Source organism: Micromonospora sp. NPDC005161, from assembly GCF_053599855.1.
In genome coordinates, this window is the sequence record NZ_JBSFYQ010000039.1 from 1 (window position 1) to 23,237 (window position 23,237).

Annotated in this window: 15 protein-coding genes and 3 pseudogenes; 12 read left to right on the forward strand and 6 right to left on the reverse strand. The window is 68.0% G+C overall.

The features are described 5' to 3' along the window. Positions 1-258: 258 nt before the first annotated feature. The 3 genes and pseudogenes from ACWD5O_RS28955 to ACWD5O_RS28965 all read right to left on the reverse strand — a co-directional run bounded on the left by ACWD5O_RS28955 (position 259) and on the right by ACWD5O_RS28965 (position 3,530). Positions 259-944, reverse strand: a pseudogene (locus tag ACWD5O_RS28955) (ATP-binding protein). A 61-nt stretch (positions 945-1,005) separates the two neighbouring features. Next, a pseudogene (gene istA, locus ACWD5O_RS28960) lies at positions 1,006-2,447 on the reverse strand (IS21 family transposase); the annotation flags it as partial. 390 nt (positions 2,448-2,837) lie between these two features. After that, entirely contained in the window at positions 2,838-3,530 is a 693-nt protein-coding gene (locus tag ACWD5O_RS28965) for a FadR/GntR family transcriptional regulator (protein WP_450087212.1), read from the reverse strand. Between the two features lie 172 nt (positions 3,531-3,702). On the opposite strand from ACWD5O_RS28965, the gene ACWD5O_RS28970 reads away from it, so the two are divergent. The 10 genes and pseudogenes from ACWD5O_RS28970 to ACWD5O_RS29015 all read left to right on the forward strand — a co-directional run. Further along, positions 3,703-4,890 (forward strand): CaiB/BaiF CoA transferase family protein, encoded by a 1,188-nt coding sequence (locus tag ACWD5O_RS28970; protein WP_450087213.1) that lies wholly within the window; start codon positions 3,703-3,705, stop codon positions 4,888-4,890. Continuing rightward, the gene (locus tag ACWD5O_RS28975) at positions 4,887-5,648 is read left to right on the forward strand and encodes an enoyl-CoA hydratase/isomerase family protein (protein WP_450087214.1); all 762 of its coding nucleotides are present in this window, start codon (positions 4,887-4,889) and stop codon (positions 5,646-5,648) included. Before ACWD5O_RS28970 ends, ACWD5O_RS28975 begins: the two co-directional genes overlap by 4 nt. 157 nt (positions 5,649-5,805) lie before the next feature. Beyond that, positions 5,806-6,207 carry a gamma carbonic anhydrase family protein gene (locus ACWD5O_RS28980; RefSeq protein ID WP_450087215.1) on the forward strand — a complete coding sequence of 134 codons (402 nt, stop codon included), beginning with the start codon at positions 5,806-5,808 and terminating at the stop codon, positions 6,205-6,207. A gap of 508 nt (positions 6,208-6,715) precedes the next feature. Continuing rightward, positions 6,716-7,798, forward strand: coding sequence for a tripartite tricarboxylate transporter substrate binding protein (locus ACWD5O_RS28985; RefSeq protein ID WP_450087216.1), 1,083 nt, complete (start codon positions 6,716-6,718; stop codon positions 7,796-7,798). 3 nt (positions 7,799-7,801) lie between these two features. Beyond that, positions 7,802-9,235 (forward strand): NAD(P)/FAD-dependent oxidoreductase, encoded by a 1,434-nt coding sequence (locus tag ACWD5O_RS28990; protein WP_450087217.1) that lies wholly within the window; start codon positions 7,802-7,804, stop codon positions 9,233-9,235. Between the two features lie 20 nt (positions 9,236-9,255). Continuing rightward, positions 9,256-10,248 carry an aminopeptidase gene (locus ACWD5O_RS28995; protein WP_450087218.1) on the forward strand — a complete coding sequence of 331 codons (993 nt, stop codon included), beginning with the start codon at positions 9,256-9,258 and terminating at the stop codon, positions 10,246-10,248. Continuing rightward, positions 10,245-10,787 (forward strand): tripartite tricarboxylate transporter TctB family protein, encoded by a 543-nt coding sequence (locus ACWD5O_RS29000; protein WP_450087219.1) that lies wholly within the window; start codon positions 10,245-10,247, stop codon positions 10,785-10,787. Before ACWD5O_RS28995 ends, ACWD5O_RS29000 begins: the two co-directional genes overlap by 4 nt. A gap of 27 nt (positions 10,788-10,814) precedes the next feature. After that, a complete protein-coding gene (locus tag ACWD5O_RS29005; RefSeq protein WP_450087220.1) occupies positions 10,815-12,332 on the forward strand; it encodes a tripartite tricarboxylate transporter permease in 1,518 nt (505 codons plus the stop codon). Between the two features lie 165 nt (positions 12,333-12,497). After that, on the forward strand, positions 12,498-13,883 hold the full coding sequence (gene nhaA / locus ACWD5O_RS29010; protein WP_450087255.1) for a Na+/H+ antiporter NhaA: 1,386 nt from the start codon (positions 12,498-12,500) through the stop codon (positions 13,881-13,883). Between the two features lie 135 nt (positions 13,884-14,018). Next, positions 14,019-14,186, forward strand: a pseudogene (locus ACWD5O_RS29015) (ISL3 family transposase); the annotation flags it as partial. Positions 14,187-14,634: 448 nt separating this feature from the next. Here ACWD5O_RS29015 and ACWD5O_RS29020 read toward each other — a convergent pair. From ACWD5O_RS29020 to ACWD5O_RS29030, 3 genes are read right to left on the reverse strand one after another with little or no spacing between them, the layout of a single operon-like run. Further along, positions 14,635-15,933 (reverse strand): aspartate aminotransferase family protein, encoded by a 1,299-nt coding sequence (locus ACWD5O_RS29020; RefSeq protein ID WP_450087221.1) that lies wholly within the window; start codon positions 15,931-15,933, stop codon positions 14,635-14,637. Positions 15,934-15,984: 51 nt separating this feature from the next. Further along, on the reverse strand, positions 15,985-16,968 hold the full coding sequence (locus ACWD5O_RS29025) for an aminopeptidase (protein ID WP_450087222.1): 984 nt from the start codon (positions 16,966-16,968) through the stop codon (positions 15,985-15,987). Between the two features lie 56 nt (positions 16,969-17,024). Next, positions 17,025-18,551 carry an aldehyde dehydrogenase family protein gene (locus ACWD5O_RS29030; protein ID WP_450087223.1) on the reverse strand — a complete coding sequence of 509 codons (1,527 nt, stop codon included), beginning with the start codon at positions 18,549-18,551 and terminating at the stop codon, positions 17,025-17,027. A gap of 434 nt (positions 18,552-18,985) precedes the next feature. On the opposite strand from ACWD5O_RS29030, the gene ACWD5O_RS29035 reads away from it, so the two are divergent. Both ACWD5O_RS29035 and ACWD5O_RS29040 read left to right on the forward strand, forming a co-directional pair. Next, the gene (locus tag ACWD5O_RS29035; RefSeq protein ID WP_450087224.1) at positions 18,986-21,979 is read left to right on the forward strand and encodes an FAD-binding and (Fe-S)-binding domain-containing protein; all 2,994 of its coding nucleotides are present in this window, start codon (positions 18,986-18,988) and stop codon (positions 21,977-21,979) included. After that, on the forward strand, positions 21,960-23,195 hold the full coding sequence (locus ACWD5O_RS29040; RefSeq protein WP_450087225.1) for a CaiB/BaiF CoA transferase family protein: 1,236 nt from the start codon (positions 21,960-21,962) through the stop codon (positions 23,193-23,195). The genes ACWD5O_RS29035 and ACWD5O_RS29040 overlap by 20 nt, the downstream gene beginning before the upstream one ends. The last annotated feature ends 42 nt before the right edge of the window (positions 23,196-23,237 follow it).

A 23,237-nucleotide genomic window follows, 5' to 3' on the forward strand; every position in this document is an offset into this window, starting at 1 on the left:
ACTCCGGGCTAACTGCCGTGATCACCTGCACCCCCGGCATCCTGCCCGATCGTCCTCAACAGACAGACGCCAGGGTTACGAGACATCCCTTAGGCTGGTCCCGTGCTGACACCATAGAGACTCTTATTGCACTCCGGCCGGGCCAGTGTCAACGGCCAGTTGGATATCCCCGTAGGCGGCCAGTAGATCTCCCCGCTGGCGGCCATGGTTTCTCCCCGTCGGCGGCCAGATGATTCCCCGCCGTGGGGTGGTGCTGGGTCAGTGCAAGGCTTTGACTCCTTGTCCGGTGGTGGCTTGGTTGAGCCGGAAACTGTCACCCTGGGTGACGACGACGTGGGCGTGGTGCAGAAGCCGGTCGACGGTGGCGGTGGCGAGGGTCTTGGGCATGATCTCGTCGAAGCCGGACGGGTGCAGGTTGGAGCTGACGGCGAGGCTGCGTCGTTCGTAGGCGGCGTCGACGAGGCGGTAGAAGCCTTCGGCGGCGTCCGGGGACACGGGGAGCAGGCCGATGTCGACGATGATCAGGTCGGTGCGGATCAGTCTGGCCATCGCGCGGGCGACGGAGTCGTCGGGGCGGTGCCGACGGACCATGACGCCGAGGTCTTCGATGGTGAACCAGGCGACGGTCATGCCGGCCTCGACGGCGGCTTGACCGAGGGCTTCGCAGAAGTGACTCTTGCCGGTGCCCGACGTCCGCAGATAAACAGGTTCTCCTTGCGGTGCACCCATTCGAGGGTGCGCAGCGCGTCCTGAGTCGGGCGTGGGATCGAGGACGCGGCTTCGTCCCAGTCGCCGAAGGTCTTGCCGGCGGGAAGCGCGGCGCGTTTGCGGCGGGTGCGGAGGTTGGCTTGGTCGCGGCCGGCGGCTTCCTCGGCGAGTAGCACCCGAACGACCTCGGCCGAGTCCCATCTCTGGGCTTTCGCGGTGGGGATGAGGTCGGCCATGGCTCGGCGGATGTGTGGCAGTTTCAGGCGCCTGGTCAGCTCGATCGCTTCGGTCAAGGGGTCACCGGCCGGCCCGGTGACGGCGCGCAGTGGGGTGAGGGTCACGGCTGGTCTCCTCGAACGAGGACCAGGCGGAGGTGCCCGGTTGCAGGCTGTGGGTTTCGCTGGCGCGGATGGGTTCGCTGTCCTCGCGCTGGTGGGCGAGCAGGCGGATGACGTCGTTGTCGGCGAACCGGCCCGCGAGGGCGGCGACGCCGAGAGCGCGGTCGACGTCGGCGGCGTCGTGCAGCTTGGCCAGGGCGACCGCCTCGGCCATCTTGCGGCGGACCCGGCGCACCCCCGTGGCGCCGGCCTCGACCAGCCAGGCCGCGGCTCCGGGGCCGAGAGCGAGGAACGCGGCCTCGTCGGCGGTGTGGGCCCGCGGGGTCCGCTCAGCCGTGTCGGCTTGCCGGGCCCGCGGCGGGTAGTGCTCGTCGATGATCGACGGACTGCCGGGCTGGGCGCGTTGGTGGCGGGCGACCTCGGCCGGCCCGGTGTCGCCGACGGCGGTGACGATCAGTTCGTCGCCGTGGAACCGGGCCCAGACCCTGGTGTCGACGAGGTCGTGGGGCACCGAGTAACGGACCCCGTCGACGGAGATGGTGCAGTCCCAATTCACCCGGCGGGTCGTGCCGAAAGCGACGGTGAACGGCTGCTGCGGCAGCGGGTGCAGCCGCATCCGTTCCTCGGTCAGAGCCTCGACGGGGCGGCGGCGGGTTTCGCGGTGCGGGCGGGCATTGACCTCGTCGGTGAAGTCACGGCAGGCCGCCTCCAGCTCGGCGAAGGTGCGGTACTGCTCGAGCAGGTTCGCCGCAGTCGGCACCAGATCCGCCTTGGCGATCTTCACCGTGTTCTCCGAACCGCCCTTGGACTGCGGGTCCGCCGGCACGCAGGTGCGGATCGTCATCCCGTAATGCCGAGCCACCTGCACGATCTCCGGATTGCGGACCGCGACGTCCGCGACGTGCTCCACCGTGATCGTCTTCTCGTTGTCGGTCAGCACGTAGGCCGGCACCCCGCCGAGGCGGCGCAATGTGGCGTCCAGGCAGGCCACGATCGTCGGTAGCGTCTTGTCGAACACCGGGATCACCACCCGAACCGGGACCAGGCCAGCCAGGCGCACCACAACGACGTGCGCCGGCTGCCGATGCGAGGGCCTTCGCCCCAGTCGAACTGCATCCACAACCCGGGCTCCGGGATCCACGGGCGGAACACCCGCCGCCGGCCCGTCTGCCAGGACTGCTTCACCGCCGCGACCGCCCGCCGGGTCGTGCGCTCACCCCCGACGAAGCCCATCGCGGTGATCCGCCGATGCACCACGTCCGCGCGGACACGGCCACCCGAGCGCGCCACCAACTCCTCGATCTTGTCCATGAACTCATCGATCGGCCGGGCCCGATGCAGCCGCTCTTCCGGACTGCGGCCCTCGTTCCGCAACTTCACATACTGGGCCAGATGGCGGTGGAGATGATCACGAGCTTGCCAGCTGGGGTCCGCGGCCCGCGGTGCTGGCAGCCGACGGCGGTTACGGCGACAACGCGCATTTCCGCGCTGCTCTGGATGAGCGTCAGATCGGCTATGGCCGCTGCTTTACGAGCTCGCCCAAGCGATTTGCCCACGGACCCGACGCAGGTTCAACGCGTCCGTCGATCCGGCAAGGCAACGGCCCCGACGTCCGCACCTGCACGTCATGGTGCGCGGCTTGCTAATCCAAAGTAGTCGGTCGCCGCCGTCGACCGGACGGCGGCGACGAGGGTAGACGTCTATCGCCAGACGTTGGTGGCTCACTTCCACGATCGGGGGACTCGGCGCGTGCTCAGCCGCCGTTTCTGAACGCTTCGGCCTTCAAGGCGGTTACCGCCGGTCCCGTTCCGAAACCGTCTCGTCGCGCAGGGCCTTGGCGTAGAACTCCGCGACGTGGGCATCCATGATGCGGGCGGCGGTGTCTGCGTCACCGGAGGCCACCGCGTCGAGGATCGCCTGGTGCTCGTCGTGCAGCTGGGCCGCGAGTGTCGGCCAGTCGGACCTGCGGAACGCCTGCAACATCTGCCGCTGGATGGCCTCGCGCAGGGCGTGCATGAGGTGGGCGACGAGGGTATTTCCGCCCGCTTCTGCCAGCCCGACGTGGAACTCGGTGTCGCGCGCGTGGAACTCCTCACGGGACAGGTTCGAGTCGTTCATCGAGTCGACGATGTCCTGCAGGTGTTGACGGTGCTCGTCGGTCATGGCGGCCGTGGCGCACCTCGCCGAGGATCGCTCAAGCAGCGCGCGGAGCTCGACTACGTCGGTCATCGTGAAGTGGCCCAGGGCCACCTCGAAGCTTAAGAGTGTCGAGAGGGCCTTCCCGGGCTCGGCATTGACAACGAGGCCGGCGCCGGTCCCCGCGCCGCGCTGGACCACGATGACCTCGAGCGCCTCAAGCACGCGCAGCGCCTCGCGCACGGACGCGCGGGAGACACCTAGGGCCTCGCTAAGCTGCCGCTCACCAGGCAGACGCTCCCCGGCGACCAGTCGGCCGGCCAGGATCTCCTCCTTCAGCTGCTGCACGATCGCCTCGTGCGCCCGGACCTGCACAACTGGTGTGAGCTGGACCGAGGTCCTAGTTTCCATGCTCCTTGCGCCTCTCCTTCGAAGCCCTCGACGAGGACTGCCTCCAGATGATAGCAATAGGTTAGGCCGATCATCGGTCTGACCAACCGACCAATCTGAAGGGGGTTCCGTGGCTGCCCTGACCGGAGTGCGGATCGTCGACCTTAGCCAGGTCCTGGCGGGACCGTTTGCCACGATGCTGCTCGCCGACCTGGGTGCGGACGTGATCAAGGTTGAGACGCCGGGCCGCGGTGACATCAGTAGGGGAATGGACCCCGCCCTGGATGAGGTCACCAGCGGCGCGTTCCTCACCGTCAACCGGAACAAGCGATCGATAAGCGTCGACCTCAAGTCTCGTGAGGGACTTGAACTGGTGTTGGACCTGATCGACACCGCCGATGTGCTCGTCGAAAACTTCCGCCCCGGGGTGGCCGCGCGTCTCGGCCTCGACTTCCAGTCTCTGTCTGCGCGCAACGACAAGCTCGTCTACTGCTCGATCTCAGGCTTCGGGCAGACCGGGCCCTACGCGTCCCGGGGCGGGTTCGACCTCATCGCCCAAGGTATGGCCGGGCTCATGAGCGTCACTGGCACGCCGGGGGGCAATCCGGTGAAATGTGGAATCCCCGTCACCGACCTCGGCGCTGGACTGTTCGCCGTCTACGGGATCCTCGGCGCGCTGGCCGCGCGGGAGCGCACAGGCCGGGGCCAGCGGGTCGAGACGTCGCTGTTCGAGACCGGGCTGGGACTCTCCGTTTGGGAGGCGACCGAGTTCTTCTACACAGGTCGCACTCCCCAGCCGACCGGCTCGGCACACCGGCTATCAGCGCCATACCAGGCATTCCGCTGCCAGGACGGCTACATCACCGTGGGGGCCGACGGCGACCGGCATTGGCCGGTGTTCTGCCGGATCATTGGCCGCTCGGACCTCGCCACGGACAGCCGGTTCGCCACTAATGCCGACAGGCTGCGCAACCTTGCCGAACTCGAGGCACTGGTCGAGCAGAAGCTCCTCGCCCACGACCGGGAACACTGGCTCACCCTGTTCGAGGCCGAGGGCATCCCCGCAGGCCCGATCTACACCGTGCCAGAGGCGCTGTCGGACGAGCACGCCCTCGCCCGCGGCATGGTCGTTGAGATCGATCACCCGCGGTTCGGGACCACCCGTACCCTCGGCCCGGTTGTCAAGTTCTCCGACACCCCCGCCCAGATTCGTCACCGCGCGCCCGACCTCGGCGAGCACTCCGACGAAATCGCGGCCGAGTTGGGCCGCTCGGAGGAGCAGATCGCGAAGCTGCGCGCGTGTGGGGTGATCGCGTGACCGCCCGGCTGGAGACCTCCGACGGCGTTGCTGTCGTCACGATCGACAACCCGCCGCTGAACATCATCACCGAAGAGACCCGCCGGAGCCTGCACACCGTGCTGGGCCAGCTGCGAGCGGATCGGAGCCTGCGTTGTGTGGTCCTCACCGGCGCCGGTGAGCGAGCCTTCTGCGCGGGCGCGAACCTCCGCGAGGAGGCCGACCTCACGCCGGAGACCGTGCGGGCGTTCCTGGCCGACGACAACGGCGTGTACGACGACTTCGAGCGGCTCCCTGTCCCAGTCATCGCAGCGGTCAACGGCCACTGCATGGGGGGTGGCTTCGAACTCGCGCTCGCCTGCGACCTCCGGGTCGGGGCGGAGGACGCGAAGTTCTGCGCAGCCGGGGTGAAGGTTGGTCTGGTCGTGAGCACCACGCGGCTCGTCCGTCTCGTCGGCCTCGCCGCAGCCAAGGACATCGTGCTGACCGGCCGGACCTTCACCGGCGCCGAGGCGCACCAGCTAGGTGTCGTCACGAGGGTGGTGCCACGTGCCGACGTGCGTGCCGCGGCCATGGAAGTGGCGCGGGAGATCGCCTCCCGGGCACCCCTGGCGGTCCATCGCGCCAAGCAGGCATTGGAGGAGGCGGCAGAACTGGGTTACGTGGAGGCGATGAGCCGCGAGCTCGACCATTTCGCGGCCCTCTCGGACACCCGTGACCACAAGCACGCCATCGAGGCGTTCTTCAACAAACAGCAGCCTTCTTTCCAGGGGCGATGATGCAGGCAGGAAAGCAATGAACGAGATCCCGAGTCCGGTCGTCCTAGCCCTGACCGGGGCCACCCCGTCCATCCACCCCACGGCCTGGATCGCCCCCGGTGCCGTTGTCCTCGGGGACGCGGCGGTCGGGACCGAGAGCAGCATCTGGTACGGCTGCGTGGTCCGCGCCGACGACGAAAAGGTGCACATCGGTTCGCGCAGCAACCTGCAGGACGGCGTCCTGGTCCACGCCGACCCGGGGTTCCCCGTGCACGTCGATGACCGGGTCACGATCGGTCATGGCGCGGTCATTCACGGTGCAGTTGTGGAACTGGACTGCATCATCGGCATGCGCGCGGTCCTGCTCAACGGCGTGCGGATCGGGCGCGGCTCCATCGTCGCGGCCGGAGCGGTCGTGCGGGAGGGCAGCGTGATCCCCGCCGGATCGCTCGTGGTGGGGGTGCCCGCGCAGGTGCGCCGAGAGGTCACCGATGAGGAGCGGGACCTCATCACCGAATCCGCCACCGAGTACGTCGCGAAGGCCACTCGCCACCGACGACAGGCCCGCCCGGCCGGGTGAGTGATTCAGCGGGCGCACGGATCGACCCGTCTCACCCGGCCGGGCGCACGCTGAATCACGGGCTCGTCAGGAGCCTCGGCCTGCTCGACCTGATGCCTTTTTCGAGCAGGCTCCCGTCTCCGGTGCGCCCGTTCTGAAGGTCCTACGCGCGCCATGACGGACCCCCTACATCGGGCGCACTGACCGTCGCGGCGATGGCTCCTGGTCGGGCTGGAGGTCCTTAAACGTGAGCGTTACGCCAGAACTTGGCGTAACGCTCAGTGGCGGACCTGTCGTGAACCCCGTTCGGATCCTTTCTGTCGGCCGGTCGTCCCGTGTCCACCGCTGCCGGCCGGCTCCCCACCCGTGAACTCACGAGGCGTGGCCCCTCATGGCCGGCAAATCAGCCTCGGTTAGACCCTTGCGCGGGCGCAGGCCCTGTGAGTAAATTCCCAGGCACTTGGTCAGACCATCCAATACGCAGGCCATAGGGCCAGCCGTCTTCTGTTCCGCTGATGAGCCTCATCGGATGCTTCGCCAGCAAGAGCGACACCTAAAACAGGGAGGAACAGTGTCAAAGGCCATTGTCATTCTTTCGGCACCGGTTGGATCACGCGGATGGGCACGCGCTCGCCGCCGAGTCGCCGGGCTCGTCGCGGCGGCCTGCGCGTTCGCGCTCGTCGGGTGTGGGGGAGCGGGAGCGGGGGTAGGAGCGAAGGCCGGGCAGGCCAACTTCCCGACGCGGCCAGTGGAGCTGGTCAATCCATGGGCGGCGGGCGGTTCGCACGACGCGCACGCCCGGGCGATCGCGGCCGAAGCCAAGGATCACCTGGGCCAACCCATGACGGTGTCGATCAAGTCCGGCGGTGGCGGCGCCGTGGGTGCCGCGTACGTGGCGCGGCAGTCCAAGCCCGACGGGCACACGCTCCTGCTCGGGGACCAGACCAGCGTCATCATTCGGCCGATGACCGAGAAGCTCCCGTACAGCTGGAGTGATCTCCGCCCGGTGGCGCAGATCAACGAGAGCCCCATCCTCTTCGTGGTTCCGGCAAACCGGCCGTGGAAGACCCTCGGTGATTTCGTCGAAGCGGCGAAGCGGGAGCCGGGCAAGCTCAAGTACGGCTCGGTGACCGGTCTTGGACCCGACCAGGTCCCGGTGTCGATGTTCCTGAACAAGAGCGGCATCAACGTCGGGCACATTCCGTTCGAGGGCGGCGGCGCTACCTACCGCGGAGTTCTCGCGGGCGACATCGACATGGCGCCCCTGTTTCCCGCCACGGTCGCCAAGGACATCAAGGAGGGCCGGCTCAAGGCGTTGACCGTGACCTCAAAGGACCGTCTGGCGAGCCTCCCGGACGTGCCGACTCTGGCGGAGTCCGGCTTCGACATCCAGTGGGCCATGTTCCGCACCGTGTTCGCCCCGGCCGGCACTCCCGACGAGGTGGTTGAGGTGCTGCGTAAGGACTTCGAGGTGCTGAGCAAGGACGAGAGTTTCGTGAAGATCGTCAACGGACTGGGTGAGGAGCTCAAGTTCGTAAGCGGCCCGGAGCTCGACGAGCGGGTCAAGCGCGAGGCGGAGACGCTCCAGCAGCTTGTCAAGGAATTGGGGTAACGGGTGTATCCAACGCGGCAGATCGGCGAGCTCAGTTGGTGGCTCGACCAGGCTCAACGGCAAGAGGTGAACGAGCCGCCGGCCCCGGCGCTGGACGGCAACGAGAAAGGCGACGTCTGCATCGTAGGCGGTGGATACACCGGACTCTGGACAGCGTTGCAGATCAAGGAAGCCGACCCATCGGCCGACGTGGTCCTCATCGAGGCTAACGAGTGTGGCAGTGGCGCCAGTGGCCGCAACGGCGGGTTCGTTTTGAGCTGGTGGGCAAAGTTGGCCACCCTCGTCAAGCTCTTCGGACCGGAGCAGGGACCGCGGCTGGCCCAGGCTTCCGCTGACTCGGTGTATGCCATCGGCGAGTTCTGCCAGAAGAACGGCATCGACGCTCACTACCGCCGCGACGGGTGGTTGTGGGCCGCCACCAACGAGGCGCAGCTTGGCGCCTGGACCGGTGCCGTCGAGGCCGCCGCAGCCCACGGGTACCAGCCATTCGAAGCGTGGACACCGGAAGAGGTGGCAGCCCGGGCCGGGTCCGCCCAGCATGTCGGCGGTGTCTTCGAGGCGAGTGCGGCAACGGTTCAGCCAGCGCTGTTGGCCAGGGGGCTTCGCCGCGTCGCGATCGAGCTCGGCGTGCGGATCTACGAGCGGACACCGATGGTCTCGTTGTCGCAGCCGCGGAGCATGGTCGTGCACACCCCGCGCGGCTCGGTCACCGCGGAGAAGGTCGTGCTCGCCACGAACGCGTGGATGGCACGGCACCGCGAGATCGCCAAGGCCCTCGTCATCGTGTCGAGCGACATGGTGGTGACCAAGCCGATCCCCGAGCTGCTGAACCGCATCGGCCGTACCGACGGCCTCGCCATCTCCGACTCTCGAATGCTCGTGAACTACTACCAGGCCACCAGAGACCACCGGCTGGCGTTCGGCCACGGCGGCGGATCCTTCGGCTTCGGCCGGCGCGTGGGCAGCAAGTTCGAAGGGCCTTCCCCCCGGCGCGCCGCCGTCGTCCAGGCGATGACGTCGCTGTACCCGACCACCACGTCAGCGATGGTGGACGCGAGCTGGACGGGACCGATCGACCGGTCCATCAGCTCCCTGCCGTTCTTCGGGCGGCTGGGCGGAAATCCGCGGGTGCTGTATGGCGTCGGCTATTCCGGCAACGGCGTTGGCCCGACCCATCTCGGCGGTCAGATTCTCGCCTCGATGGCGCTGGAGCGCGACGACGAGTGGCGGCACAGCCGGCTCACACAGGGCCCCGTCGGGCACTACCCACCCGAACCGGCCAAGGTCATCGGCGGGGTCACGCTACGGGCGGTCCTAAAGCGCAAGGAAGACGCCGAGGACCGCGGCAAGGTTCCGGGACCGTTGACCAGGTCCCTTTCGCTGCTGGCGCCCCCCGGCCTCGTGCCGGTCCGCCGGCCCGTCAAAACAGGACGATGAGGAATCGGAGTGTGCAAGCCATGACAGATGAGCGGCTTTTCGAAGGTGCCCGCAGGCTCGTCGAATGCGGCGGCATCACGCCGCGGGAGGACGTACTCATCATCACCGACGCCGGCATGGACGCCGACGTGATCGCCGCCTTCCAGGAGGCGGTACGCTCCTTCGGGGCCGAGCTGGTGACGGCGACGATGGACCCGCGTAGCGGATCGGGGCAGGAGCCCCCGCGATCCATCGCCCAGGCAATGCGCGGTGCAGACCTCGCGATCGAGCTCACCACGCAGTTCGTCCACCACAGCATCGCCCGGCAGTCGGCCCAGCGAGACGGCCTGCGCTACCTCTACATCGGTGACATCGACCGGGCGATGCTCGAGGGCCCGGGAGCCGTCTACGCCGACTTCGCGGCCATCGCGCCCAGAATCGTACGCGTCTCGGAGGCGATCACCGCAGGCTCGCGGATGCGCATCACGTCGCCGGGAGGCACCGACATTTCATTTGACCTGGTCGGCCGGAAAGGGCGTGCACTCACCGGGCTCGCGCACAAGCCCGGCGAATTCGGGGCACCGCCGTGCCTTGAGGGCGGTGTCATCCCCAAGCCGGGTGGTAGCCACGGACGTGTGGTCGTTGACGCCTACTGCGTCGGGGTCGGACTAATTCAAGACCCGATCACGGTTGACGTCGTGGACGGCCGCGCGGTCCGGATCGAGGGCGGCCACGAGGCGGAGCGGCTACGCGCGCTGCTCGACGGCGCGAACAACATCAACGCGCACAACGTCTCCGAGGTGGGCATCGGCTTCAACGACAAGGCCCTTCTCATCGACAACGTGACGAGCGCCGAAGCGCTCTACGGCACGGCGCACATCGCCCTGGGCACCACGCCGGCTGATCTGGACACGGAGATGATCGCGGCCGGCATCCATCTCGACATGGTGTTCCACCGCCCGACGATCCACGTTGACGACGAGGCAATCATGGTTGACGGGAAGTTTCTGCTCGACGTGGGGCCGGCGCGGTGACCAACGTCGACGGCGCCTCGGCCCCGGAGGCCCCCGCTGCCGCGGGTGCCTCCCGGGGCCGCGCGGCTGGGCTACTCGTCGCGGAGCGGTCACTCGCGGTGCTCTGCCTGGTCGCCTCGACCTTTATCTTCGTCCGGGCGGAGGCACTGGTCTCGCACTCGAGCATCGCTCGGGACGGGGCCTTCCCCCCGCACGCCGCGCTGTGGCTCGGCTCCGCCGTACTCGGGCTCTCCTCGATCGGATGGCTGGTGCAGCTGCGGCGGGCCCAGCCGACCACGGAGGTCACCACCGAAGGCACGGTCCTCGAGGCGCTGACCGTCTTCGCAATAGCTCTCCTCGGGGCGTGGCTCGCGGGCTGGCTCGGTCTGTTGACGGCAGCGGGCGTGACGTACCTGGCGGTCCTCTTCTACTACCGCGAGGGGAACAAGCTGTTCATCTTCGGCAGCTGCGCGGCCTACCTCGTGCTGCTCCACTACAGCGTCGAAGTGCTCCTGCGGGTGCCGCTGCCGCGATCACCGTACCTGCCGCTTCCCTTCTGAGCCGCCCAACCTTCATTGGAGTCCGAGGTGCTCGAATCCCTGTCCGATGCGCTGGTCCTCATGGCCGACTGGCAGGTCTGGTTGTACGTCTGCATCGGCCTCATGCTGGGCCTTGTCGTGGGCGCGATCCCCGGCCTGACCGCGACCATGGCCGTCACGGTGCTGCTGCCGGTGGCGTTCTATCTGCCGCCGACCGTTGGAATTCCCTTCCTCATCGCCATCACGAAGGGAGCATTCTACGGAGGGTCTATACCCGCGATCCTGGTGTCGACGCCGGGGACGGCTGCGGCAGCGGCGACCGTCTTGGACGGCTACCCGTTGGCGAAGATGGGCAAGGCGCGCAAGGCCCTGGAGATCTCGCTCTGGGGCTCGGTGATCGGCGACATCCTATCCAACATCGTCGCCATCCTGTTCGCAGCTGCGGTCGCGACCGTCGCTCTCCGGTTGGGGCCGCCGGAACTCGTCCTCATCATGGCTTTCGGCTTGCTGCTCATCGCGTTCCTGAGCGGGCGGTCCTTCGTCAAAGGACTTGTCGCGGCCGGGCTCGGCCTGCTCCTCGCGGCGGTGGGCATCGACCCGGTGCACGGTGCCAGCCGGATGACCTTCGGGTCGCTGGACCTGTCCGGGGGAATCGGGTTCATCCCCATGGTCCTCGGCCTCTACGCGGTAGCCGAGATGCTTCGCCTCGGACGACCGCGTCCGATCTCCAAGGACGACCTACGTCAGGATCTCGGTGAACCGCTCACCAAGGCGGAGTTCCGTTCGACGCTGCCGGCGATGGGACGAGCCACCATTATCGGCTCCGTCGTGGGGATGCTGCCCGCACTGAACCAGATCATCGCCTCCTTCCTCGCGTGGAGCAACGAGCGCCGGCGGTCGAAGAACCCCGAGGAGTTCGGTCGCGGATCGCTGAAGGGCGTCGCCGCGGTCGAGACGGCGAACAACGCCGTCAACGGCCCTGCGATGATCCCGTTGCTCAACTTCGGGATCCCCGGCGACACCATCACCGCCGTGCTGCTAGCCGCATTGCTCGTGCATGGGGTTTCGCCAGGGCCGCGCATCTTCGCCGACCACGGCCCGGTCATCTACGCGATGTTCCTGGTCTTCATCCTCAGCAACGTGATCCTGCTCGTGATCGGTCTGCTCACCCTGAAGCACGTGGCCAAGCTCTCCAGGCTGCCCGCGTCTCGACTGCTCTCCGCTGCGGTCATCTTCTCCTTCGTGGGCGCCTACGCGGTCAACTACTCGCTCTTCGACGTGACTCTGATGATCGTCTTCGGGCTGGTGGGTTACCTGTTCATCCTGCTCGACATCCCGAGGGAACCGCTGCTCATCACGTTCCTGCTGGCACCGCAGATCGAAGCGAACCTCGGCCAGTCGCTGGGCATGGGCGGCCTCGGGATCTTCGCCGAGCGGCCGATCGCTCTCACGCTGCTCCTGATTTTCGTTCCGCTGTCAACCTTCCTGGTCTTCCGCTCTACAAAGATCCGCAAGATGAGCGAGGTAGAGCAGGACCCGACGACGCTCGTCAAGTCCGCGTCGTGACCCGCGGGGCGCTCGAGGTCCGACGCCACCGGGGCGTCGGACCTCGAGCGGTCAGCGCGCATGGGGAATGGCCAGGGGTAATGGTCTGAACGACGCGGCATCGAGATCGCGGGTGAGCGGGGATTGGAGGAATGCCACGTGGCGCACGACAGGCCGACCGCCCGGATGCTCAGTCGCGGATCGTGGTTTGAAGCCCGCCGCATCGGCGAGATCCTCCGGACGGAGCGGATCGGCGGTGCGCTGTTGCTGATCGCCACCGTACTGGCCCTGGCCTGGGCGAATTCTCCCTGGTCCGGCTCGTACGAGTCGTTGCGGCAACTGTCGCTGGGGCCGGCGTCCCTACATTTGGACCTGAGCCTGACGCAGTGGGCCGCGGATGGGTTGCTGGCCATCTTCTTCTTCGTGGCCGGCCTGGAGCTGAAGCGGGAGTTCATCGCCGGGGATCTCCGCGACCCGCGCCGGGCGGCGATACCGGTCGCAGCCGCGGTCAGCGGCATGGTGGTGCCCGCGGCGTTCTATACGGCCATGAACCTCGACGCCGGATCCGAAGCCCTGCGGGGGTGGGCTATTCCCACGGCCACCGACATCGCCTTCGCCGTGGCAGCCCTGGCGGTCATCGGCCCGTTTCTCCCTTCCGCCCTGCGGACGTTTCTGCTGACCCTGGCCGTGGTCGACGACCTACTCGCCATCACCATCATCGCGGTCTTCTACACCGGTCAGCTCGAGCTGAAATGGCTGCTGTTGGCGGTCTTGCCGCTAGCGTCGTTCACCGCGCTGGTGCAGCGGCGGGTGCGGTCGTGGTGGGTGCTGGTCCCGCTCGCGGCCGCGGTGTGGGCGCTCGTGCACGCTTCGGGAGTGCACGCGACCGTGGCCGGGGTGGTATTGGGCTTCGCCGTGCCCGTGCTGCGCCGCTCCGCACAGGACCCCGGGTTGGCAGAGCACTTCGAGCATCGGTGGCGGCCAGTATCGGCGGGTGTGGCGGTCCCCATCTTTGCGTTTCTTTCGGCCGGGGTCGCGATCGGCGGCGCGAGCGGCCTAGGTGCCGCGCTCGGCGACAGTGTGGCCCTCGGCGTCGTGGTCGGCCTCGTCGTCGGCAAGACAGTGGGTGTGTTCGGCGCAACGTTCCTGATGAGCCGGCTCACCGGCGCCGACCTGGACGATGACCTCGGGTGGCTCGATGTGCTTGGGCTGGCGATGCTGGCCGGCATCGGCTTCACAGTGTCCTTGCTGATCGGTGCGCTAGCCTTCGGCGAAGGCAGCGAGCGCGGTGAGCATGTGAAGCTCGCCGTGCTCACCGGATCGGTCGCCGCTGCTTTGCTCGCGACGGTCGTGCTGCGGCTGCGCAACCGTACCTACCGGCGTATGTGGCAGGAGGAAAGGGCCGACACCGACCGCGACGGCGTTCCCGACATCTACCAGAAGCAATCTTCGCAAGGCGCTGCCCGCGCCTCCCTTCGCGATCCGGAAGACGGCCACGGCGAGATCCCGCATGTGGAGCAGTCGTCCTCAGATTTGCGGCGGGAGACACCCGTGTTGAGGCGGGTGAGGTAACGCCGCCGCCCCTGACCTGGCCGCGCTCATCGAACTGGCCCACGAGTCAAGCAACTGCTCCGCAACCGAGGCGGCGCCCAGCTCGAGCAGCGGATCCACAACGGCCACCAACGACCGTTCTCCGAGCTACGCGGCTTCGCCAACGGCCTCTACAGCGACTTCGACGCCGTCAAAGCCGGCCTCACCCTGCACTGGAACTCCGGCCCAGTGGAGGGACACGTATACCGCGTCAAGATGATCAAAAGACAGATGTACGGCCAAGCAACCCTCGACCTACTCCGCAAACGCGTCCTACTCACGTAACCGGGGCCGATCCCGATCACGGAACGTGGGCCCGAGCCAGTTTCACGCGGCGCCGACTTCTCGCTTGCAACAAGCCTCGACGCTCGGATGCGCGCCTACGCCGTTCCCGGCACGGCATGACGTATGCGCAGACGTCGGCGTGGTTAACGGCGTGGAAGCCGACTCGACCTGCGGACACCCTCGCACAGTCCGGCGGGTAGAGGCCGTGGGCGATCAGGCGGCGGCCGCTCGGCGTCCGGCCGTGGACGTGCCCGCTGCCGGGCCGTCCACGGCCGTGATGTCAGCGCGGCCCACTGCATCCTCGCCGCCGGGCCGACGGAGAGGTATAGCCGCCTGTAGAGGGACGCTAGGACTTCACCCGTGCAGACGGTGAGGGCAGGGCAGGGTCCGGTGAAGCAGGAACCCACGGGTGACCGCGAATCCCCGCCCTTCATTGCAGCGGAGGATGTCAAGCCTTGTTTTTGCCGCAGGCAGCCATTGCCTTCCCGTAAGCCTCGGCCAGCACGGCGAGCGCCTGGTCTGCTTCCGCGTCGGTCATGGTGAGCGCCGGGATCAGCCGGATGACGTTTCTGTCAGAGCCGCAGGGCAACAGGATCACTCTCGCCTCCTCGGCGTGGCACTTGATCCCAGCCACGAGCGCCGAGTCCGGCTGGCGGTGCTCGTCGAGGAACTCGACACCGATCATCAGACCGAGTCCGCGTACGTCCACCGGCGAGGGATGGTTTTCCACGATAGTTGTCAGGCCGGCCCGGAGCCGGTCACCCAGCGCTCGAGCGCGTTGCAGGAGGTCCTCGTCGAGTTGGTCGAGGACGGCGAGTGCCGCCGCGCAGGCGACAGGGTTGCCGTTATAGGTGCCACCGTGAGCTCCAGCCGGCCAGGCGTCCATGAGTTCGGTGCGGGCGACGATAGCGCTCAGCGGCATGCCGTTCGCGATGCCCTTGGCTAGGACCAGTACGTCAGGAGCGACTCCCGAGTGTTCCCAGGCGAAGCGTCGGCCGGTACGGCCGAATCCGGTTTGGATCTCGTCGAAAACGAGGGGGATGCCGTGCCGCTGGCACCGTTCGGCGAGGCCCAGTAGGAATGCCGTGGGGGCTGGCAGGTAGCCACCCTCTCCCTGCACTGGCTCGACGATGACTGCCGCGATGTCCTCGCCCGGTGTGACCAGTGCCAGGTGCTCGTCGAAGGCGTCCAGGCACGCCGCGACCTCGTCGGCCTCCGCGCGCCCAGTTCGAAAGGAAGTCGGGAACGGGAGGTGGTGTACCGGTGGCAGGAGGCTGCCGTAGCCACGCCGGTAGGCGGCGGAGGAGGTGGATAGTCCCATAGCCGTGGTGGTGCGCCCGTGGAAGCCGCGGCGGAACGCGATCAGCGTTGACCGACCGGTGACGGACAGGCAGAGCTTGACGGCCGCTTCGACAGCCTCCGCTCCGCTGTTGGACAGGAAGGCCTTGTGATCACCAGGGAGCGTCGCGACCAGGCGTTCGGCGAGCTGAACGTAGGTCGGGTAGTAGACCACGTTGTGTCCGACATGGACGGCCTGATCCAGTTGCGCGCGCATCGCCGCGAGTACGGCCGGATGGTTGTGGCCGAGGTTCGTGACCCCCACCCCGCAGGTGAGGTCAAGGTACCGGCGGCCGCGCTCGTCCCAGACCTGGCTGCCCTGTGCGCGGACGATGCCCAATCGGGTGGCGCGCCCAGCGGCCGGTGGGAGTACGGCGTCGGCGCGTTCGGCAAGCGAGAGGTCAGACATCATGAGTCCCTCGAGAAAGGTGGCTGGCTGGGGTTAGCAGGAGAGGGGTGCTCACCGGTCGAGGTGCAGCGTCCGGTCGGCCAGAATGACGTGGCCGTCGATTTCGACGATGGCGTCCCGGAGCACCAGATCGCAGTGCCCTGGGGCGCGGATCGAACTGCCGAAGGTGATGCCGTTGCCGATACCGATGTGCATCGTGCCGAACTCTGCCTCGTCCTCAAGCGGGCCGCCCTGGCCGATGCGTGCCTTTGGGTTCATCCCCATGCCCATCTCGACCGGGCAGTACATGTTGTCGTCCTGATAGCTCTCCAGCAGTGACCGCAGTGCCGCTGCTTCCCGGCCACCCTCGATCTTGGTGATCCGGCCATCCTCGAAGGTAACGACGACGGCTTCCTCAACTGGCCCTCCGGGCACCACGGCGCCGTCGACGATCATGATCCCGTTGGTAGTGCCCTCGTCCGGGGCGATCGCCACCTCGATGCACGGGGGTGGCGAGATCGTGCCCGGCTCGTGGCAGATTCCGCTCTGCGGCACTGCTTTCTTGCTCGCGACCGTCATCCGCAGGTCGGTGCCGCGTGGCGAGCGCACCCGAACCTGCATGGCGTCGTCGAGGAGCCGGGCGATCTGGTCGATCACCACCTTGCGTTCGGCGAAATCGATGTCGAGCGACCCGTCGAGAAATACCTCGTCGCAGACGTCTGGCATGAAGATCAAACGGGCGCCGGCGGCACTGGCCGCCAGCCGGGCAGAACTGTGGTTCACCGAGAAGGTGGTGGGCGCGACGATGGCGTCGGCCGCCTTCATCGCCGCCGCCACCGTCGGTGGCGGCTCCTCACCGTGCCGCGAACGCGGGTCCATTACGGTCATCACAACCTCGGCGCCGAGTTCCCGCCCAACCAGCGCGAAAATCTCGCCATAGGCCACCGTGCGGGTGTCGGTGATGACGAGCAGGTTCTCCCCTTCGCGCAGACCGAGGCACTGCTCAAGCAGCCGCCGTGCCGGCCGGGCGACAAACGCCTTATCCAACAGACTCATGGCGAGTCTTCACCTTTCGTGGACATGCGGTGCGCCGGCTGGCGCCCGCGGCTTGTTCAGGCGAACGCCGGGCTGACCGTGACGGTCTGCTGGCGGGTGTACATCTCGCGGGCGGCCTTGCCCTGTTCGCGAGGGCCGAAACTGGAAATGCCGCTGCCGCCGAACGGTGCGTGGTAGCTGACGCCGGTCGTCGGCTCGTTGACTTTCACCATCCCAACCCGCAGTTGCGCGGCGACGGCACGGGCCCGCTCGAGGTCGGGGCCGACGATCGCCGCGGTCAGACCGTAGGGCACGTCGTTGGCGACGGCGACCGCTTCGTCGTCGTCTTGGACCGCGACAACTGAGGCGACCGGCCCGAACACCTCCTCGCGGAGGATCGGGTCGCCCACAGGGACCTCGGTGAGCAGTGTGGGGGCGACATACCATCCCCGTTCGGGGATGTCGCGACGCTTGGTGACCGCGACCGCGCCGCGGGCGATGGCTTCGTTGACCGCCTGCCGCACCCGATCCTGCGCGGGCGCGTTGATCAGTGGGCCGACCACGGTGGCCGGGTCGGCCGGGTCGCCGACAGGTAATGCGTCGAGGGCTTCGGCGAGCGCGGCGGCCAGCGGGGCAGGGTCGCCGACGACGACAATTCGTCGGGTAGCCGTACACTTCTGCCCGGAGTAGCCGGCGATTGCCCCAGCCAGTTGTGCAGCCACCCGCCGAGGGTCCGCGCCCGGAAGGACGATCGCGGGATTGTGGCCACCCATCTCGGCCTGGACGGGCACGCAGCGGCCCGCACACGCCTGCGCAACCGTTCGGCCGACTGTGGTGGAGCCGGTGAAGGAGATCGCGTCAGCGCTGTCGACGAGCGCGGCACCAGTGTCGGCTCCGCCGTGGACGAGAGTGAACAGCCCAGGTGGTAGGTGCTCTCCGAGTAGTGCAGAGATCGCCTCGGCGCAGACCACGGCATCCGGTGACGGTTTGAGGACGACCGCGTTGCCCAGGGCGAGCGCCGGCGCGGCCTTCCAGAGTGGGATGGCAACCGGGAAGTTCCACGGGGTGAGCAGCCCGACGACACCGTGTGGGAGACGGTGGCTGTGCAGCGTCCCGCCAGGGCGGTCCGCAGGCAGGACTTCGCCGACCGGGTCGAGAGCGAGCTGCGCGTTGTAGCGGAGGATGGCCACCGCGCGACTGAGTTCGCCCCGCGCTTCGCCGACCGGTTTGCCCACCTCGCGAACGATCAGATCGAGCAGGTGACGGGCGCCGGCAAGCGCGTCAGCGGCGGCGGAGAGCCGTTCGGCGCGTTCAACCGCCGGAGTGGCGGCCCACGACGCGCCTGGGGCGCGTGCCTGGTCAACGGCAGCACGTACCGCGACGGCCTCGGTAACTCGCACGCTGCCTATCACGTCCGCCGGCTCGTGCGGAGAGCGAGAGGCGATCACGTCTGCCGTGGCGGGGTCAGCCTGGTCGAGCATGCGCGTCGGGCCTTTCTCCTGAAGGGGCGTGCCCAGGTAGTCCAAACACTGCATCGGTGCGCGGCCGGTGGCCCACTGGACCCCCGAGGTTGCCGCACCTCTCGACGCGAGCTTGGCCGTCATGGTAGCAATATGGTCAGTCCTTGTCATTGGTCTGACCACCGGGAGGTTGTCATGTCCACGCTGCGGCATCCTGTCGTCGCAACTCCCACGACTCCGCCGGCCCTCGCTACACCCGGCCTTCGTCCGGACCTGCCCGCGGATGTCGCTCAGGAGGCGTCCGGCTGACGAGATCTGAGCCGGGCCAAGAACCTCGCCCTAAACGAGCGGACCAGCGGCGCTCAGCTGACCGTGAACTGCAACAGGGGTCAGCCGCGATCGAAATGAAGTCCGTCGGCGGCCTGGTCGTTGGCGACGCGTGACCCCAAGTGCGCCATGCAGGCGCTCTTTCAGACAGTGCCCCCGCCCTTCGTCGGCCGCTGAGGCCGTTGAGCCGAAGGAACATCGATGAACAGAACCCATGGGGACGCGCATGTGCGTTCGGTTGGGGAGGATTCGTGAGCAGCGCGGATTATCCTCCGGCCCCCGGCAGTCGGGTCGACCGATCCGGCGTCAGCGAGTCCGACCGCGCGGCACTGCGTCGACACCTGGCCCGCGCGCTCGGCGACCCCGCGCTGGTCGCCTTTGACGACCGGACCCGCGCCGTCTACTCCGCTGACTCCTCCAACTACCGCCAAGTGCCCCTGGGTGTCGTGTACCCCCGCGACGCGGACGACGTCGATGCCGTCCTCGCCGCCTGCCGCGAGGTCGGCGCGCCCGTGCTCGGGCGGGGAGCCGCTACCAGCCTCGCCGGACAGACCTGCAACGTGGCGGTGCTGCTGGACTTCTCCCGGCACATGAATCGCATCCTCGAGATCGACCCGGACCGGCGATTGGCCCGGGTTCAGCCGGGCGTCGTCCTCGACGACCTGCGGGCCGCGGCCGAACGGCACGGGCTGACGTTCGGGCCCGACCCGGCGACGCATGCGTGGTGCACGATCGGCGGGATGGTGGGCAACAACTCGTGTGGTACGCACGCACTGCATGCCGGCAAGACCGTCGACAACACCGAACGGCTCGTTGTCCACACCTACCGCGGGGCCCGCCTCGACGTCGGCCCGGTCACCGACGACGAATACGCGCGGATGGTCGCGGCCGGGGGGGACGCCGCTTCCATCCACGGCGGGCTACGTGAGATCGCTCGTCGCTACGGCGACCTTGTTCGTGAGCGTTATCCCGATATCCCCCGCCGGGTCTCCGGCTTCAACCTGGATGAGTTGCTGCCCGAGCGTGGCTTCCATGTGGCTCGATCGTTGGTCGGCACCGAGTCGACCTGTGTCCTGGTCTCGGAAATCACCGCACGGCTGATCCACAGCCCGCGATACCGCAGGCTGGTGGTGATCGGCTATTCGGACGTCTACGCGGCGGCCGACGCGGTTCCCGGGCTGCTGGGTCACCCGCTTCTCGGGTTGGAGGGCTTCGACTCCACGCTCGTGCGTCAGATGCGGCTTGCCCGGCTCCACGTCGGCAATCTCGACCTTCTACCCGAGGGCCAGGGGTGGCTGCTGGCCGAGGTCGGGGCCGACGATGAGGCCGAGGCCGATGCTCTCGCTCGGAATCTCGCCGGCGACCTCGACCCCGGGCTCGACCACCGCATCTACTCGGAAGCCGCGACCCAGCGTCGGATCTGGGCGATTCGTGAGTCCGGGCTCGGTGCCACCGCTCTCCCGGTCGGTGCTCGGCCCAATTTCGAGGGCTGGGAGGATGCGGCCGTTCCGCCGGCCCGGCTCGGCGAGTACCTGCGCGGCATCGCCGCGCTGTGGCGGGAGTTCGGCTACAGCGGCGCCTGGTACGGCCATTTCGGGCAAGGGTGCGTCCACACCCGCAACGATTTCGACTTCGGCACGAACGAGGGACTGGCCCGGTACCGCGCGTATGTGGAACGGGCGGCCGATCTTTGCGTGTCGCTTGGTGGCTCGCTTTCGGGCGAGCACGGTGACGGGCAGGCTCGGGGCGAGTTGCTGCAGCGAATGTTCGGCCGCGAACTCGTTGACGCCTTCGCGCAGTTCAAAGCCGTGTGGGATCCCGACGGCAAGATGAACCCCGGTAAGGTCGTCGACCCATTCCCGTTGGATACCAACCTCAAGCACGGGCCGGACCATCGAGTCTCGGCGCTCCGGCCGACCTGGCTCGCGTTCAGCCGGACCGGAGGGAGCTTCCAGGAGGCGGCCGAGCGATGTGTGGGGGTCGGGCGGTGCCGCAACACCACGACCGGCGTGATGTGCCCTTCCTACCGGGCCACCGCTGACGAGACCCACTCGACGCGGGGGCGAGCCCGGCTGCTCAGCGAAATGTTCCGTGGCGAGGTGACGCGGGAGGACTGGAGAAACAAGGACGTCCGCGCCGCACTCGACCTGTGCCTGTCGTGTAAGGGCTGCGCGGTCGACTGTCCGACCGGCGTCGACATGGCCAGCTACAAAGCCGAGTTCCTCGCCCACCACTACCGGGGTCGGCTCCGCCCGAGGGCGGCGTATGCCCTTGGTCTCATCCCGTGGGCCGCGCGAGTGGCCACCAGGCTCCCGCGGTTCGCGAACGCCGCCTTGCGGACCCCGTTGTTCGGCGGATTGCTGCGCTGGGCGGCCGGGGTGACCCGCGAGCGTCCGGCGCCGCCGTTCGCCCGCCGCTCGCTGCGCCGCTCGTTGCCGCACCGGACGGTCGCGGACCCGACGGTCGTGCTCTGGCCCGACACCTTCACCGACGTCTTCGAGCCCGAGGTCGGTGTGATGGCGCTACAAGCCTTGGAGGCGCTCGGCGAGCGGGTGGCTATACCCACAAGGTGGGGTTGCTGCGGTCGTCCACTGTACGACAGCGGGATGTTGGACCTCGCGAAGCGGACGCTGCGCCAGGTGCTGGACATTCTCGAACCGCACCTGGACGCCGGCCGGCCGGTCGTGGTGCTGGAACCGAGCTGTCTGGCAGTGTTCCGGGACGAACTGCCGGAGATCCTCGCCGACGACCCGCGTGCCGTGCGCCTGGCCGCGACGGCGCGCAGCCTCTCCGAACATGTCCTGGCCGCCGACACCCTGCCCACGATCGAGCCGGGATCCCGCGGCCGGGTGGTGGTGCAGCCGCACTGCCACGGGCGCGCCATCCGCTCGACCAACGCCGACGCCGAGGTGCTGGGCCGGCTCGGCTACGAGGTGGTGATGCTCGACGCGGGTTGTTGCGGGCTCGCCGGATCATTCGGGTTCCGGGCCGAACACGCAGCGCTGTCTCGCCGTATCGCCGAGACCGGAGTGCTCGCCGCACTTGCCGGGCACACCGACGCGACCGTCGTCGCCGACGGTTTCAGCTGCGCAACCCAGATCCGTCAGCTGGGCGAGCGCTCGACCGTCACCACCGCTGGTCTGCTCCACACGGCTCTCGCCGACCAACCAGCAGCGACCGGCACCAGTTCGTCCGCACCCCGTCCCCAACGGAGAGACAGCCGTGATGCCCCACCAGTCCGCTGAGTCCACGTCCCACACCGAATCCGGCCCCCTGGCAGGTCTGGTCGTTCTCGACCTCAGCCGGGCCCTCGCCGGCCCGCACGCCGCAATGATGCTTGGCGATCTAGGAGCCAGGATCATCAAGATCGAGGCTCCTGGCGGGGACGAATCGCGAGGCTGGGGCCCGCCGTTCGTGGGCCCCGAGCACGATCCCCAGTCGACCTACTTCCTCTCCTGCAACCGCAACAAGGAATCGATCGTCCTCGACCTCAAGACCGAGGGCGGGCGGGAAGCCCTGAGCCGGCTGGTCGCCCGTGCGGACGTGCTCATCGAGAATTTCCGGCCAGGCGTACTGGATCGGCTGGGCTTCCCGACGACGCGGCTGCACGCACTCAACCGGCGCCTGGTGATCTTGTCCATCTCGGGTTTCGGCCACGACGGCCCGGAGCGCGACCGTCCCGGCTACGACCAGATCGTGCAGGGCGAGGCCGGACTGATGAGCCTGACGGGGGACACCCCCACCCGCATCGGCGTGCCGATCAGCGATGTCCTCGCCGGAATGTACGGGGCCTACGGGGTGTTGGCGGCACTGCACCTGCGTGGTCTGACCGGAACCGGCACGGTGGTGCGGACCTCGCTGCTCGCGGCGGTGGTTGGCGCCCACGCCTTTCAGGGGACCCGATACACCGTGGCCGGGGAGGTGTCACGCGGAACCGGTAACCACCACCCCACTCTCTGCCCGTACGGACTGTTCCGCTGTGCAGATGGTGAAGTGCAGATCGCCGTGGGCAACGACCGGATGTGGCAGCGTTTCGCGCATGCTTTCGGACTGCCGGTCGACACACCGGGATTCGCCACGAACGCCGAGCGGCTGAGGAACCAGGCCGCCGTGCGTGAGGCGATCGTGTCAGCGCTATCCACGTATACCCGGGAGAAGGCCCTCGCGGTCCTGGCCGATCTGGGCATCCCCGCCGGCGCCGTCCGTAACCTCCACGAGGTGTACTCCTCGCCGCAGACCCGCTCTCAAGGACTCCTGCTGCAGGTCGACCACCCGAGCCTCGGCATCATCGAACTGCCCGGCCCGCCGCTGCGATTCGAGGACGGACAACGTTCAGCGCACCAGGCTCCGCCGACCCTCGGGCAACACACGCAGAGCGTTCTGGCGTGGCTGGACGCCTCCGCAAATTGCGCCGATCACCCCCCGACTGACTCGGCGTCACGTATTGCATCCGTAGGATAAGGTCAGACCATACGTGTCAAGAGATCTGTGAAGGGCGGCCAT

Excerpts from the sequence above, each read along its gene's own strand:
- ACWD5O_RS28985 (WP_450087216.1), top strand. The coding sequence starts at position 6,716 with ATGCTTCGCCAGCAAGAGCGACACCTAAAACAGGGAGGAACAGTGTCA.
- ACWD5O_RS28995 (WP_450087218.1), top strand. The coding sequence starts at position 9,256 with ATGACAGATGAGCGGCTTTTCGAAGGTGCCCGCAGGCTCGTCGAATGC.
- nhaA (WP_450087255.1), top strand. The coding sequence starts at position 12,498 with ATGCTCAGTCGCGGATCGTGGTTTGAAGCCCGCCGCATCGGCGAGATC.
- ACWD5O_RS29020 (WP_450087221.1), bottom strand. The coding sequence starts at position 15,933 with ATGTCTGACCTCTCGCTTGCCGAACGCGCCGACGCCGTACTCCCACCG.
- ACWD5O_RS29025 (WP_450087222.1), bottom strand. The coding sequence starts at position 16,968 with ATGAGTCTGTTGGATAAGGCGTTTGTCGCCCGGCCGGCACGGCGGCTG.
- ACWD5O_RS29030 (WP_450087223.1), bottom strand. The coding sequence starts at position 18,551 with ATGACGGCCAAGCTCGCGTCGAGAGGTGCGGCAACCTCGGGGGTCCAG.
- ACWD5O_RS29040 (WP_450087225.1), top strand. The coding sequence starts at position 21,960 with ATGCCCCACCAGTCCGCTGAGTCCACGTCCCACACCGAATCCGGCCCC.